This window comes from Pseudomonas grimontii, assembly GCF_007858185.1.
Taxonomy (GTDB): Bacteria; Pseudomonadota; Gammaproteobacteria; order Pseudomonadales; family Pseudomonadaceae; genus Aquipseudomonas; species Aquipseudomonas grimontii.
Genome location: NZ_VFES01000021.1, coordinates 91,680 through 104,705, shown reverse-complemented (window position 1 = coordinate 104,705; position 13,026 = coordinate 91,680). Strand labels below are relative to the sequence as shown.

Genomic DNA, 13,026 nt, shown 5'->3' with positions numbered 1-13,026 from the left:
CCAAGCCAGTTGCCAAAATCGCTGCTGCCAAACCCGCCGCGAAGCCAGCTGCCAAAACCGCTGCTGCCAAACCTGCCGCGAAGCCAACTGCCAAAACCGCTGCTGCCAAACCTGCCGCGAAGCCAGCTGCTAAAACTGCTGCTGCCAAACCTGCCGCGAAGCCAGCTGCTAAAACTGCTGCTGCCAAACCTGCCGCGAAGCCAGCTGCTAAAACTGCTGCTGCCAAACCTGCCGCCAAGCCAGCTGCCAAAACTGCTGCTGCCAAACCAGCCGCCAAGCCAGCTGCCAAAACTGCTGCTGCGAAACCAGCCGCGAAGCCAGCTGCTAAAACCGCTGCTGCCAAACCAGCCGCCAAGCCAGTTGCCAAAACTGCTGCTGCAAAGCCAGCCGCGAAGCCAGCTGCTAAAACCGCTGCTGCCAAACCAGCCGCGAAGCCAGTTGCTAAAACCGCTGCTGCAAAGCCAGCCGCCAAGCCAGCTGCCAAACCTGCTGCTGCGAAACCTGCCGTCAAGCCAGCTGCTAAACCTGCTGCTGCAAAACCAGCACCGGCCAAGCCAGCAACACCTGCGGCTACCCCGGCAGCGTCCACCGCTCCAACCGCATCGGCCAGCAGCACCCCTGCACCGGTAGCGCCAAGCACCACCCCAACCAGCGCTTCCTAAGTGCCGGTGATCATGACGCGCAGCTGCTGCAGCGCGTCATGGTCAAGGTTGGCGGCATCCTCAGCCGCCAGTCCTTCCAGCCACGGCTGTTGAGTCATCTCCCCTGTCGGCCAGGCCTGCGTCAACGCTTCCAGGCGCGTCAGCAATTGCCGTTCGGCATCCAGCTCCAGGGCTTTGACCCGCTCGCGTAACGCCGCCAGCTGCTCATCCTGCTGCGCCATGGCGCGCCATTGCATACGCAACTGTCGCAATGGTTCGATCACCTGCGCCTGCCACGGTCGGGCCAGCTGTTGCAGTGTTCGCACACGCCCGGGCTCAAGTGCCACACCCCGCTGTTCCAGCCACGCGCCGCAGAGCAACAGGCACACGTCCGCTCTATGCTCCTGCAAGCGCAGGCACGCGGCTTCGACGCCCGGGCGGGCGTAAGTCGAGAGAGCAAAGCTCCACAGGTCAGCGTTCATATTCACACCCAAGCCAGCGGCCAACGAAGCTGGTAGACTCCGCCGCCATTATGATCCGACTTCAAAGCCTAACATTACAGCGTGGCCCGCAACGTCTTCTCGAAGACGCCGAGCTGACCCTGCACGCCGGTCACAAAGCCGGCCTGATCGGTGCCAACGGCGCCGGCAAATCCACGTTGTTCGCCCTGTTGCTGGGTGAGCTGACCCCGGATTCCGGGGACTGCTTGCTGCCGGCCGACTGGCGCATCGCCCATATGCGCCAGGAGATCGACACCCTGGACCGCATCGCGATCGACTACGTGCTCGATGGCGACCTGCGCCTGCGCCAGGTGCAACACGACCTGGCCGAGGCCGAGAAAGCCCAGGACGGCGCCGCCCAGGCCCGCCTGCACGCGGAGCTCGACAGTGCCGACGGCTACACCGCCGACGCCCGCGCCCGCAAGATGCTCGCCGGCCTTGGCTTCACCAACGAACAGATGGACCGTCCAGTCGCCGACTTCTCCGGTGGCTGGCGCATGCGCCTTAATTTGGCCCAGGCGCTGATGTGCCCCTCGGACCTGTTGCTGCTCGACGAACCGACCAACCACTTGGACCTCGATGCGATCCTGTGGCTGGAAGACTTCCTCAAGAGCTATCAGGGCACCTTGCTGCTGATTTCCCACGACCGGGACTTCCTCGACGCCGTGGTCGACAACATCGCCCACGTCGAACAGAAGAAAATCACCCTCTACCGTGGCGGCTACACCGCGTTCGAACGTGCGCGTGCCGAGCGCCTGGCCCAGCAGCAGCAGGCGTTCGAGAAGCAGCAGGCGCAGCGCGCGCACATGGAAAGCTACATCGCCCGGTTCAAGGCCCAGGCCACCAAGGCCCGCCAGGCCCAGAGCCGGATCAAGGCCCTGGAGCGCATGGAAGAACTGTCGGCGGCCCACGTCGATTCGCCGTTCGACTTTGTGTTCCGCGAGTCGGTGAAGATCTCCAGCCCGTTGCTGGACCTCTCGGATGCCCGCCTGGGTTATGGCGAGAAAACCATCCTGGAGAAGGTCAAGCTGCAGCTCACCCCGGGTGCGCGCATTGGTTTGCTCGGCCCTAACGGCGCGGGCAAATCGACGCTGATCAAGAACCTGTCGGGCGAGTTGCAACCCCTGGCCGGTCGCCTGACCCGTGGCGAGAACCTGGTGGTGGGCTACTTCGCCCAGCATCAGTTGGATTCCCTCGATTCCAAGGCCAGCCCGTTGCTGCACCTGCAACGCCTGGCGCCGACCGAGCGCGAGCAAACCCTGCGTGACTTCCTCGGTGGCTTTGACTTCCGTGGCGCGCGCATCGATGAGCCGGTGCTGAACTTCTCTGGCGGCGAAAAAGCCCGCCTGGCCCTGGCGTTGATCGCCTGGGACCGCCCGAACCTGCTGCTGCTCGACGAACCGACCAACCACCTCGACCTGGAAATGCGCCTGGCGCTGACCATGGCCTTGCAGGAATTCAGCGGTGCGGTACTGGTGGTGTCTCACGATCGCCACCTGCTCAAGAGCACCACCGACAACTTCCTGCTGGTAGCGGATGGCAAAGTCGAAGAGTTCGACGGTGACCTGGACGACTACGCGCGCTGGCTGACGGACTATCGTCTGCGCAACGCACCGGTCAGCAATACCCCGGTCAACCCGGACAAGACCGACAAGAAAGCCCAGCGCCAGGCAGCTGCCGCACTGCGCCAGCAGCTGGCGCCGCATAAGCGCGAAGCCGACAAGCTTGAGGCCGAGTTGGGCAAGGTGCACGAGCGCCTGGCCAAGATCGAAGCCAGCCTGGGTGACAGTGCCGTGTACGAGGCTGCACGCAAGGATGAGCTGCGCGACCTGCTGGCCGAGCAGGCCAAGCTCAAGGTACGCGAAGGGCAGTTGGAGGAAAGCTGGATGGAGGCCCTCGAACTGCTCGAAACCCTGCAAGCGGAACTGGAGGCGCTGTCCTGATGGAAGCGTTGCAGTTGCCGCTGCCGGCGCAATGGATCGAGCCTGTGTGGATCGGCGTGCAAATCCTGCTGATCCTGCTGGCCGGCTACTTCGCCCAGCGTTTTGTCGCCAAGGGCCTGACCCGCCTGGGTGAACGCTACCCGTTCCCGCCGCAATTACTGATGCCGCTGCGCGGTGGTTTGCGCTGGCTGATCATGGGCAGTGCGCTGATCTTTGTGCTGGAACGCCTGGGCGTGTCCGCTACGGTACTGTGGACCGCGCTGTCGGGGTTTGTCGCGGTGGCGGCAGTGGCGTTCTTCGCCATGTGGTCGGTGTTGTCCAACCTGCTGTGCGCGATCCTGATCTTTACCGTCGGGCCGTTTCGCCTCGGTGACATCGTGGAGTTGGTGGATACCGTCGACAAGCCCGGTGTGAAGGGCAGGGTGGTGGCGATCAACTTGCTCTACACCACGCTGATCGAAGTGGAAGCGGCGGGTACCGACAGCGCTATCGTACAGGTGCCTAACAGCCTGTTCTTCCAGCGCTCGGTGCGGCGTTGGCCCGGCACCCATGTATTCCCGGGCGACCGCTAGCATTTACCGCGTTTAAAAATCGATAGCCAGCCTCTGGTCGGCGGAGTTAGCTTAAGGCACAACAATCGCTGACTCTCTCCTGAGGTGTGCAATGGCACTCGACACGTGGCTGGCCTTTTTCCTGGCCAGTTGGATCATCTCCCTTTCCCCTGGTGCCGGCGCCATCGCTTCGATGTCCAGCGGCCTGCAATATGGTTTTGTACGTGGCTACTGGAACGCGATCGGCCTGCAGCTGGGCTTGGCGATGCAGATTGCCGTGGTGGCGGGCGGTTTGGGTGCCATTCTGGCGGCGTCGTCGACCGCGTTCTATGCGATCAAATGGTTTGGCGTGGCGTACCTGGTGTACCTGGCCATCAAGCAATGGCGTGCCTTGCCCATGGACATGACCGATGACGCGGCCGTACGCCCGCTCGGCAAGCCGATGGCGATGATGTTCCGTGGTTTCCTGGTCAACGCCAGCAACCCCAAGGCCCTGGTGTTCATGCTCGCGGTGCTGCCGCAGTTCGTGAATCCGCAGGCGCCGTTGCTGGCCCAGTACCTGATCATCGGTGCGACGATGATCAGCGTCGATATGATCGTGATGGCGGGGTATACGGGGTTGGCCTCGAAAGTCCTGCGCCTGTTGCGCACGCCCAAACAGCAGAAGCGCATGAACCGTACGTTTGCCGGGTTGTTTGTGGGGGCAGCGGGCTTCCTCGCCAGCCTGCATCGCGCAACGGCTTGAGCTGACGAAACCGAATCAAAGTGTGGGAGGGGGCTTGCCCCCGATGGCGGTGTTTCAGTGAAAAATATGCTGACTGACCCACTGCTATCGGGAGCAAGCCCCCTCCCACATTTGTTGTGTGGTTGGCTGTAAAGCTTAGGCTCAGCGCAGGATCTTCGGCGCTTCATCCCTTGGCAGGTTATTACGCAACACCGGCTGGCCAGGCTCTTGATAGCCGCCGCCCAACTGTTCCGCCAACTGCCGTGCCACGTCCTCACCCAGTGCCTTCGACACTTCCTTTACCACACGCGGCCGGTTCAGGCTCACGCGTAGGTCGCGGCTGTTCACCAGCTTGGTGTCCTGGCCTTCGCCCATGGCGGTAAACGCCGAGGTGATTTCGTAAGTGCGGGTGTTGATCAGGCTGAAATCCGCCACCAGTGTCAGGCCCAGCACCGCCGAGTAGCTGTTGGTGTGGTCCAGGGCGTTGATGTCCTGGGTGAAGTCGATATCTGACAGCGTGCCGAACAGCACGTAGTCCGCCCCCTTGAAGTTACCGGCCTTGATGCGCTTGATCACGTCATAGACGTCACCCTTGGCATCGGCGGTGTAGGGCGTGCCCTGCACCAGCTGGAACTGGCGGGACTTGAGAATCTCACCCTTGATGTCACCGCTGAACTTGCGCAGCTCGGTTTGCTCAATGTAGCTGCTACGGCTCTCATACTCGCTGTAGTTCGAGGCGCCGCTGGCGTTGTAGCTGCTTGCCTGGAAGTTGTTGCTGGCCGAAACCTGGTGGATGTACTCCTCGACCTGCGCCTGGTAGGCCAGGTCAGTCACCGCGATCTTCGGCGCGGCCGAGGCGCCAAAGGCGCACAGCAGGCCGATCAAACCAATCCATGCACGCATTGCTTAGCGCTCCGTGGTCTTGCGGATTTCTTTTTCGTCCATCCATTCTGCCAGGCCGCTCTCGACATCGATCAGCTGCAGACTGAACTTGTAGAACACGTCCTTGTAGTCCGAACTGCGCTTGACGATGGAGCTGATGGAGCCTTCCAGGCGGTATTTGGCCGCGACCATGTTGCCGGTCTTGCTGACCGTGGATTTCTTGTACAAGCCGCTCTGGTTCTGCAGCTTGAGCTGGTCGACCTGGCTCTGCATGTCGGTGTTGTCACTGGCGAAGCGTGCGGTGCCGGTCTTCATCAGCTGGGTCTTGATCGACGTGGTGATCTCGCGGGTGTCGATGTACTCGCTGGTCTTGTTCTTCACGTCATACACCTGCACCACCGGGCGGCCTTGCAGGATGCCGGACTGGGCCAGGGAGCGGGTCATGCTTTCGGCGATCATCTGCAGGTCGGTGGAGCCGAACTCGTTGGTCACCAGTTCCACGGCCTTGGTGTCGCCGTAGCTGATGTTTTTACCACCCAGTACCGGGGAGGTATTCGCGCAGCCGCTGGCCAGGACGGCAACCACGGCGAGGATCGAGAAGCGTGCAAGCATGGGGAAATCTCTCAGCAGCAAAAAGAATGAACGGCTCAAGGGGTTTTGACTTCAAGGCGGAAGTCCGCTGCCTGGGGCAAATTGGCAATGGCGGGCAGGAAGGTCGCCTGGTTGGCGTACAGGGTCAGCACTTTCCAGGTCTCTTCATCGCCCACCGGGAAACCATCGGCGCCCAGCCAGGCGAAGCGGTAATACATCATCTGGTTACTGCTGGTGATGTTGCTCAGTTGTACTTTGGCGGTGAGGAAGCCGTTCTCGCGAGCCACACGAATGGCGCCGACCGCGATGCCCTTGAACTTGCCCATCACCACGATTTTGCTCGCAGCACTGCCAGGTTCCGGTGGCGGCGGGGTGGCGCAGCCGGCAAGCAGGACCAGCGCCAGGGCGCCGAGGATGAAATGACGCATAGCGTGCTCCTTAAGGTTGTTTGAGGGCGATGGCCTGGGTTGTCGTGCTGGGCACCACATGGGCGGCGAGGCCGCCGGCGAACACTTGGTTGCCGACCACGCGCAGGGTGATCACCTGGTAGGGTTGGTCGGCCTTGACCGTCACCAGCGTGCCACCCAGGGCGTTGGGCAGGCTGACCTGGTGTTCGCCGCGCTTGAGGCGCAGGCGCGTGACCTGGGTCATGTCCGGCAGGGTGCGCCAGGTGCGGGTGTCGGCGCCTTCGGTCACGGCCGAGGCGATACCCAGTACCAGGCCTGCCATGGGGTTGGTCTTGTTCAGGTTGTTCTGCGCCACGCCACGGCTTACCGCCCGCACGGTGGTGCGCAGGATGATCCCCGGCATGTCGTCACGCAGGGCGCGGCGGGACATGGCCGTGGTGCTGTTGAGCGCGGTGAGGTTCTGTTGCTGGCCGTCGACACCGATCTGGGCGAAAGTCGCCGTGGAGGTGTCGGCCTTGATCACCGGGAACGACAGCGGGGTGATCACCAGGTTGCCATTGATCGGGATCGGCAGCGGCAGGCGGATCGAGTCGCGGGCGGGCGCGAGGCCGCTCTGCACCACGATCAGCACGTCGGTTTCATCGGCGCCGACCTTGGCTTTGTCCAGGTCGAGCAGCGCTTTTTCCAGCAGTGGGGTGTTAGGGCGTAGTTCGACGGCCTTGCGATAACCAGGGGCGGCCAGGTCTTTTTCGCCCAGGGCTTCGTAGACGAAGCCGGCCAGGTAATGGCTGAACGCACTCTGGTAGCTGTTCTTCAGGCCGACCACTTCCGGTGCGTCGAGGGCTTGCACCGGGTAGCCGTGCAGGTCCTTGATCTGGGTGGTCACGCCCTGGCGCTCGGCGTCGTCTTCGCGCTTGAGGTATTCCTTGTCGCGCAGGTCGGCGATCACCGCTTCGCGTTCGTGGGTCTTCTTGATTTCGGTGCGTGCACCGTCGAAGTCGTTCAGGGCCAGCAGGTTCAGGGCCATTTGCGTGGTCAGCATGACTTTTTCGTAGTCATAGCCTTCGTAGCGACGCACCTTGTCGTTGGCCAGGAAGCTGCCGAACTGGGACAGGTACTTTGCGCTGTCGAACTTGACCGACTCTTCCCACTTATAGACTTGCAGGTCGGCGCTGCGCCAGGCGGTCTGGCTGCCGGTCAGGTCGCCCTTTGCCCGTAGTAACTCGCCCTTTTCGAAGAAATACAGCAGGTCTTTGTCTTCACCGGTGTTGTTCTTTTCCAGCAGGGTCAGGGCGGCGTCGACATTGCCGGTGGCCAGTTGCTGGTTGGTGGCTTGCAGCTCGGAGTCGTAGCTGCGGAACATTGAACAGCCGGAGAGCAAGGTGACGGCCGCGAGCGCGAGCGGAGGTAAGGCGCGAAAAGCCATATAACTTCTTCCCTGAAAGTAGTCAGTCGATGTGGTTATTCCTCATAAAAACGAGGAACGAAATTCCCTTTCGCACTAACAGGGCGCGGCATTATAAGCACCGTTACTGGCAAAACAATGGCTTTTTGCTTTGATTGGGTCGACGTAGATGCCACTACCGTGCGGCTGAAATTCACCTCCCGTTCAAATGACAAATCACTAACGCCTTGAGTCAAACCCCATAAGCCTTAACAATGTGTTACTTCGTATTTCCACTTGAGATTCATTCATGACTGGCCCCTTCCGTTTTCTCGCCTGGCTGCTGTTGCCGGCGTTGATGTCGTGCAGCTTCAACCTGTTGGCCGCAACCGCCGAGAGCGCCCCACAGGCTCTGCATCTGCTGGACTACATCGGTGCTGACTACCCACCGACGGTGGAGGCGGGCAAGGTTGTGGATGATTCGGAATACCGTGAGCAGGTGGAGTTTCTCGGGGTATTGCAGGGGTTGGTGGCGGATTTGCCGCAAAGGCCCGAGCGTGCGGAGTTGGTGAAGGGCGTCGACGAACTGCTGGCGGCTGTCACCGCTCACGCAGACGGCGCCACCGTGGCTCGCCAGGCCCGTCAGTTGGGCGCCAGGCTGGCGGTAGCGTATGAAGTCAGCCAGGCCCCGGCCATCACGCCCGACCCAACGCGCGGTGCACCGCTCTATGCCCAGCACTGCTCGGTGTGCCACGGTACTGCCGGTGCTGGTGATGGCCCGGCCGGCGTGGGAATGACGCCGCCGCCGGCCAACTTGACGGATGCAGCGCGCCTGGATCGCCTGAGCCTCTACGCGATCTACAACACCCTGGGCCTGGGTGTCGAAGGCACTGATATGCCGTCCTTCGCCGACCAGTTGGACGACCGCCAGCGCTGGGACCTGGCCACCTACATCGCCGGCTTCACCGCAGACCCGGCCGCCGCCAAAAGCGAGCAGCCCTTCAACCTCGCCGACCTGGCCCGCCAGACGCCTAATGAAGTACTGGCCGCAAACGGCCCAACGGCTGCCGCAACCTTCCGCGCCCAGCGTGCGCAACCGCCGCAGGTCAAGCGTGGCCCGGCGCAGTTGCTCGATTACACCGCTACCACCCTGGACAAAAGCCTCGCGGCGTTCCGCAACGGTGACCACGACCAAGCCTATGACTTGTCGGTAGCGGCCTACCTCGAAGGCTTCGAGCTGGTGGAAAGCTCACTGGATAACGTCGACGCCAACGTGCGCAAGGACACCGAGAAGGCCCTGATGGCTTACCGACAGTCGTTGCAGGACGGCCTGCCGATTGAGCAGGTGCAGCAGCGCCTGGACGTGGCGAAGGGCAAGCTCACCGAGTCCGCAGGCTTGCTGGGCAGCGATGGCTTGAGTTGGTCGCTGAGCTACATTTCCGGTCTGCTGATCCTGCTGCGTGAAGGCCTGGAAGCCATCCTGGTGCTGGCGGCGATCCTCGCGTTCCTGCGCAATACCGGCCAGCAATCGGCGGTGCGCAGCGTCAACATCGGCTGGGGCCTGGCGCTATTGGCCGGCTTGGCCACCTGGGCGCTGGCGGCGTATGTGATTGACGTCAGCGGCGCCCAACGCGAATTGCTCGAAGGCTGCACGGCGCTGTTCGCCAGTGTAATGGTGCTGTGGCTTGGCGTGTGGATGCACGACCGCCGCCATGCCGCGGCGTGGCAGGACTACATCAAGAGCAGCCTGGTGGGCGGCGGTGGGCGCTTCGGTTTTGCCATATTGGCGTTCTTCTCGGTCTACCGCGAGCTGTTCGAAGTGATCCTGTTCTACGAAACCCTGTGGCTGCAAGCGGGCCCGGCCGGACACAACGCGGTGCTGGCGGGTGGTGCCACGGCGTTGGTGCTGCTGGTAGGTCTGGCCTGGGTGATCCTGCGCGGTTCGGCGAAACTGCCGCTGGCGCTGTTTTTCGGCATCAATGCGGCGCTGCTGTGCGCGTTGTCGGTGGTGTTCGCCGGGCATGGCGTCAAGGCCTTGCAGGAAGCCGGCATCTTCGGCACACGGCCGGTGGCGTTCTTTGACTTCGACTGGCTGGGCATCCATGCCGATGCTTACTCGTTGAGTGCACAGGCCGTGGCGATCCTGGCCATTGTAGTGCTCTACGGTCGCAGCCGACTGGCAGAGAAACAGCGAGTGGCGGCATAACATGCGGGTCTGGATCGATGCGGACGCCTGCCCTCGGGCCGCTAAGGACCAAGTGGTGAAATTCGCCCTCAAGCGCCAATTCGAGGTCGTCCTGGTGGCCGGGCAGAGCCAGATCAAGCCGAGCTTCTCGTGCGTGAAGTTGATCGTGGTGCCCAGCGGTCCGGACGCAGCAGATGACTACCTGGTGGAGCACGCAGTGCCCGGCGAACTGGTGATCTGCAGCGATGTGCCCCTGGCCGACCGCCTGGTGAAGAAGGGCGTCACCGCCCTCGACCCGCGTGGCAAGGAGTTCAGCCCGGCGAACATGAGTGAACGGTTGGCGGTGCGTAACCTGTTTACCGATCTGCGCGAGCAGGGCCAGATGGGCGGTGGGCCACCGCCCCATGGGGAAAAGGACAAGCAGGCGTTTGCCAATGCCCTGGACCGGATCTTGACGAAGTTGATGCGCCAGGCCTGATGCCTGTGGCAAGCCGGCTCGCCACACCAAGCCGGCTGATCACCGTTCAGTATTTGGCCACCTGGTCAATCGTTCTCGTGGGTCAGCTCCAGCACCCGATCCACCAGTTTGTTGATGCCTGACGCCACCTCACTGATGCTCTTGCCGAGCATATAGGCCGGCGTGCTTACCAGTTTGCGGGCCTTGTCTTCTACGATGTCTTCCACCGTGCATTCCTGGTGGGTGGCGCCCATTCTGTCGAGGGCGGCGGCGGTGTCGGCATCGTTGCCGATGGTGCAGGTCACGCCTGGGCCGTAGATCTTCGCGGCCAGGGCTGGTGAAATACAGATCAACCCCACCGGCTTGCCGGCTTCGGCAAAGGCTTCGGCCAACGCCAGTACCTGCGGGTTGACGCTGCAAGCGGCGCCTTCCTGTGCAAAGTCCGACAAGTTCTTCGCCGCACCAAACCCCCCGGGTACGATCAGCGCATCGAACTCGTCGGCGTTGGCGTCTCGAATATCCTTCACCTCGCCCCGGGCAATGCGGGCCGACTCCACCAGCACATTGCGCGACTCGGGCATTTCTTCTCCCGTCAGGTGGTTGATCACGTGCAGCTGCGCAATATTCGGTGCAAAACATTGGACCTGAGCGCCGCGCTGATCCAGGCGCAGCAAGGTGATCACGCTTTCGTGGATCTCTGCGCCGTCGTACACGCCACAGCCGGAAAGGATCACTGCAATCTTTTTGCTCATGGGCATTTCTCCTGATTCATGGCGTTAAATGTCTACTAATTTGTAACCTGTTGCCAATGGGATCTCGCACCGCTGCACCTAATCTTGATGTAACAAAAATAGACCGGACTAGCTCATGGACTTCGTGCCTTACGCGGTACCGTTTTTTATCCTATTGATCGTGCTGGAGCTGCTTGCCGACCGTTGGCGTGGCCAGCGCAACTACCGGGTGGCGGACGCCATCAACAGTCTCAGCACCGGTGTGCTGTCCACCACCACCGGGCTGTTGACCAAAGGCGTGGGGCTGCTGACCTATGCGTTCGCCCTCAAGCACCTGGCGCTGATTGAACTGCCCGTCCACAGCGTCTGGGCCTGGGTGTTTGCCTTTGTGTTCTACGACTTCTGTTATTACTGGCTGCATCGAATGGGGCACGAGCGCAATATCCTCTGGGCCGCGCACTCGGTGCATCACCAGAGCGAGGACTACAACCTCAGCACCGCCCTGCGCCAGACCAGCACCGGCTTCCTGCTGAGCTGGATCTTCTACCTGCCCCTGGCCGTGCTTGGCGTACCGCTGGTGGTGTTTATCAGCGTGGCGTCGCTCAACCTGTTGTATCAATTCTGGGTGCATACCCGGCACGTGCCAAAGCTCGGCTGGTTCGAATGGTTTTTCGTCACGCCATCCAATCATCGGGCCCACCACGCACAGAACGCTCTCTACATGGATCGCAACTATGGCGGGGTGTTCATTCTTTGGGACCGACTGTTCGGCACCTTCCAGGAAGAAGACGACAACGAACCGGTGATTTTCGGCGTGACCACGCCCTTGGCCAGCTGGAATCCGTTGTGGGCCAACCTGCAGTTTTATGCACAGCTTTGGAGTGATGCGCGGCGTACCGAGAGTCAGTGGGACAAGCTGCGCATCTGGTTCATGCGCACCGGGTGGCGCCCGGCGGACGTGAAGGCCAAATACCCCTTGGCCAAGCCGGAGTTGAGCCAGTTCCGCAAATTCGAAGTGCCGCTGGACGCGCGCCAACAGGTCTACATCGCCCTGCAGTTCGCGGCGTATGTGGGTTTTGGCAGCTATCTGATGAATGTCGGCGAGGGTCTGTCCACCGCAGCGCTGATTATCGGCTGGGGGGCGATGGCACTTGGATTGTTTACCCTGGGCGTGGCCCTGGAGAATCGTCCGTGGGCGTTAAAGGCGGAGCTGATGCGCCTGGTGCTGAATGTGCCGTTGGTGTGGCTGGCGCCGGTGGTCGGGCTTTGGCCCGCCAGCAACCTGGGCTGGCTGGGCTTGCTGAGCTACAGCCTGCTCAGCGTGATTGGCCTCTACTGTTGCAGAGGCCGGCTTACTCGACTGGTGTCTTAGGCGCTTCTACCGGGACGGGCTCGGCGGCGGCAAGCCGCGCCTTGGCGTCGGCACAGGCCTGGCGGGCAATGCGGGCGTTCTTGAAGCGGCGGCGCAGCCACAGGCCAAAGCCCAGCAGCAGCAGGGCGCCCAGTACCCACAGCTCGTATTTCTTGACGCTGCCCAGCATGCCTTCCAGCACGGCGCCGAAGTGATAGGCCGCAGCCCCCAACGCGGCAGCCCAGATCGCGGCACCGATACCGTTGAGGATCAGGTAGCGCACCGGCGGGTAGCCTGACAGGCCGATCGCGACGGGCATTACCGTGCGCAATCCGTAGACAAAGCGGAAGCTCAACACCCAGATATCCGGGTGCTTGCGGATATGTTCCAGGGCTTTGTCGCCCATCAATTGCCAGCGCGGCTTGCGCGCCAACAGTTTGCGGCCGTGCTTGCGCCCCATGTAGTACCAAAGCTGGTCGCCGGCGTAGCTGCCGAAGAAGGCAACGACCACCACCAGGTTGATATCCATGTACCCACGGAACGCCAGGAAGCCTGCGAGAACCAGGATGGTTTCGCCTTCGAAGAACGTGCCTAGGAAGAGGGCAAAGTAGCCGAAGTCATGCAGAAATTGTTGAAGCATGGTCTGGGTGCTGGCGAAATGAACGCGCAGCCTACGCCT

General features: G+C 62.0%; 14 protein-coding genes. 7 read left to right on the top strand and 7 right to left on the bottom strand.

Going from position 1 to position 13,026, the window contains the following annotated elements; genetic code table 11:
* Nucleotides 1–662: hypothetical protein (locus tag FIV39_RS26525; RefSeq protein WP_186731563.1), on the top strand; the 662-nt coding region annotated here is incomplete at its 5' end.
* Here FIV39_RS26525 and FIV39_RS26520 read toward each other — a convergent pair.
* Complete coding sequence (locus FIV39_RS26520; RefSeq protein ID WP_090401530.1) at nucleotides 659–1,123, bottom strand: TIGR02444 family protein; 465 nt, start codon at nucleotides 1,121–1,123, stop codon at nucleotides 659–661. The two genes, FIV39_RS26525 and FIV39_RS26520, sit on opposite strands and share 4 nt — an antisense overlap.
* Nucleotides 1,124–1,173: 50 nt before the next feature.
* On the opposite strand from FIV39_RS26520, the gene FIV39_RS26515 reads away from it, so the two are divergent.
* The 3 genes from FIV39_RS26515 (at nucleotide 1,174) to FIV39_RS26505 (ending at nucleotide 4,380) form a co-directional block, all read left to right on the top strand.
* Nucleotides 1,174–3,084 (top strand): ATP-binding cassette domain-containing protein, encoded by a 1,911-nt coding sequence (locus FIV39_RS26515; RefSeq protein WP_090401531.1) that lies wholly within the window; start codon nucleotides 1,174–1,176, stop codon nucleotides 3,082–3,084.
* Nucleotides 3,084–3,656, top strand: a complete 573-nt coding sequence (locus tag FIV39_RS26510) for a mechanosensitive ion channel family protein (protein WP_090401532.1) — start codon at nucleotides 3,084–3,086, stop codon at nucleotides 3,654–3,656. Before FIV39_RS26515 ends, FIV39_RS26510 begins: the two co-directional genes overlap by 1 nt.
* A 91-nt stretch (nucleotides 3,657–3,747) precedes the next feature.
* On the top strand, nucleotides 3,748–4,380 hold the full coding sequence (locus FIV39_RS26505; protein ID WP_090401533.1) for a LysE family transporter: 633 nt from the start codon (nucleotides 3,748–3,750) through the stop codon (nucleotides 4,378–4,380).
* Nucleotides 4,381–4,521: 141 nt separating this feature from the next.
* On the opposite strand, the gene FIV39_RS26500 is transcribed toward FIV39_RS26505, so the two are convergent.
* Genes FIV39_RS26500 through FIV39_RS26485 form a run of 4 tightly spaced genes read right to left on the bottom strand, consistent with a single transcriptional unit; the run spans nucleotide 4,522 to nucleotide 7,665 of the window.
* Nucleotides 4,522–5,262: a penicillin-binding protein activator LpoB gene (locus FIV39_RS26500; protein ID WP_090401534.1), complete on the bottom strand. Its 741-nt coding sequence runs from the start codon at nucleotides 5,260–5,262 to the stop codon at nucleotides 4,522–4,524.
* A 3-nt stretch (nucleotides 5,263–5,265) separates the two neighbouring features.
* Nucleotides 5,266–5,853 carry a penicillin-binding protein activator LpoB gene (lpoB, locus tag FIV39_RS26495; RefSeq protein ID WP_053127752.1) on the bottom strand — a complete coding sequence of 196 codons (588 nt, stop codon included), beginning with the start codon at nucleotides 5,851–5,853 and terminating at the stop codon, nucleotides 5,266–5,268.
* A gap of 35 nt (nucleotides 5,854–5,888) precedes the next feature.
* Entirely contained in the window at nucleotides 5,889–6,260 is a 372-nt protein-coding gene (locus FIV39_RS26490; RefSeq protein ID WP_090401535.1) for a YcfL family protein, read from the bottom strand.
* A gap of 10 nt (nucleotides 6,261–6,270) precedes the next feature.
* The gene (locus FIV39_RS26485; protein WP_090401536.1) at nucleotides 6,271–7,665 is read right to left on the bottom strand and encodes a COG3014 family protein; all 1,395 of its coding nucleotides are present in this window, start codon (nucleotides 7,663–7,665) and stop codon (nucleotides 6,271–6,273) included.
* A gap of 268 nt (nucleotides 7,666–7,933) precedes the next feature.
* Here FIV39_RS26485 and FIV39_RS26480 point away from each other — a divergent pair, with 268 nt between their 5' ends.
* Both FIV39_RS26480 and FIV39_RS26475 read left to right on the top strand, forming a co-directional pair.
* A complete protein-coding gene (locus FIV39_RS26480) occupies nucleotides 7,934–9,829 on the top strand; it encodes an FTR1 family protein (protein ID WP_090401537.1) in 1,896 nt (631 codons plus the stop codon).
* 1 nt (nucleotide 9,830) lies between these two features.
* Nucleotides 9,831–10,286 (top strand): YaiI/YqxD family protein, encoded by a 456-nt coding sequence (locus FIV39_RS26475; protein WP_090401538.1) that lies wholly within the window; start codon nucleotides 9,831–9,833, stop codon nucleotides 10,284–10,286.
* Nucleotides 10,287–10,351: 65 nt separating this feature from the next.
* On the opposite strand, the gene elbB is transcribed toward FIV39_RS26475, so the two are convergent.
* Nucleotides 10,352–11,017 (bottom strand): isoprenoid biosynthesis glyoxalase ElbB, encoded by a 666-nt coding sequence (elbB, locus tag FIV39_RS26470; RefSeq protein ID WP_090401539.1) that lies wholly within the window; start codon nucleotides 11,015–11,017, stop codon nucleotides 10,352–10,354.
* Nucleotides 11,018–11,132: 115 nt separating this feature from the next.
* Between elbB and FIV39_RS26465 the strand changes: the two genes are divergently transcribed.
* Nucleotides 11,133–12,368 (top strand): sterol desaturase family protein, encoded by a 1,236-nt coding sequence (locus FIV39_RS26465; RefSeq protein ID WP_090401540.1) that lies wholly within the window; start codon nucleotides 11,133–11,135, stop codon nucleotides 12,366–12,368.
* Here FIV39_RS26465 and FIV39_RS26460 read toward each other — a convergent pair.
* Nucleotides 12,349–12,987: a DedA family protein gene (locus tag FIV39_RS26460; protein WP_090401541.1), complete on the bottom strand. Its 639-nt coding sequence runs from the start codon at nucleotides 12,985–12,987 to the stop codon at nucleotides 12,349–12,351. The two genes, FIV39_RS26465 and FIV39_RS26460, sit on opposite strands and share 20 nt — an antisense overlap.
* Nucleotides 12,988–13,026 lie beyond the last annotated feature (39 nt).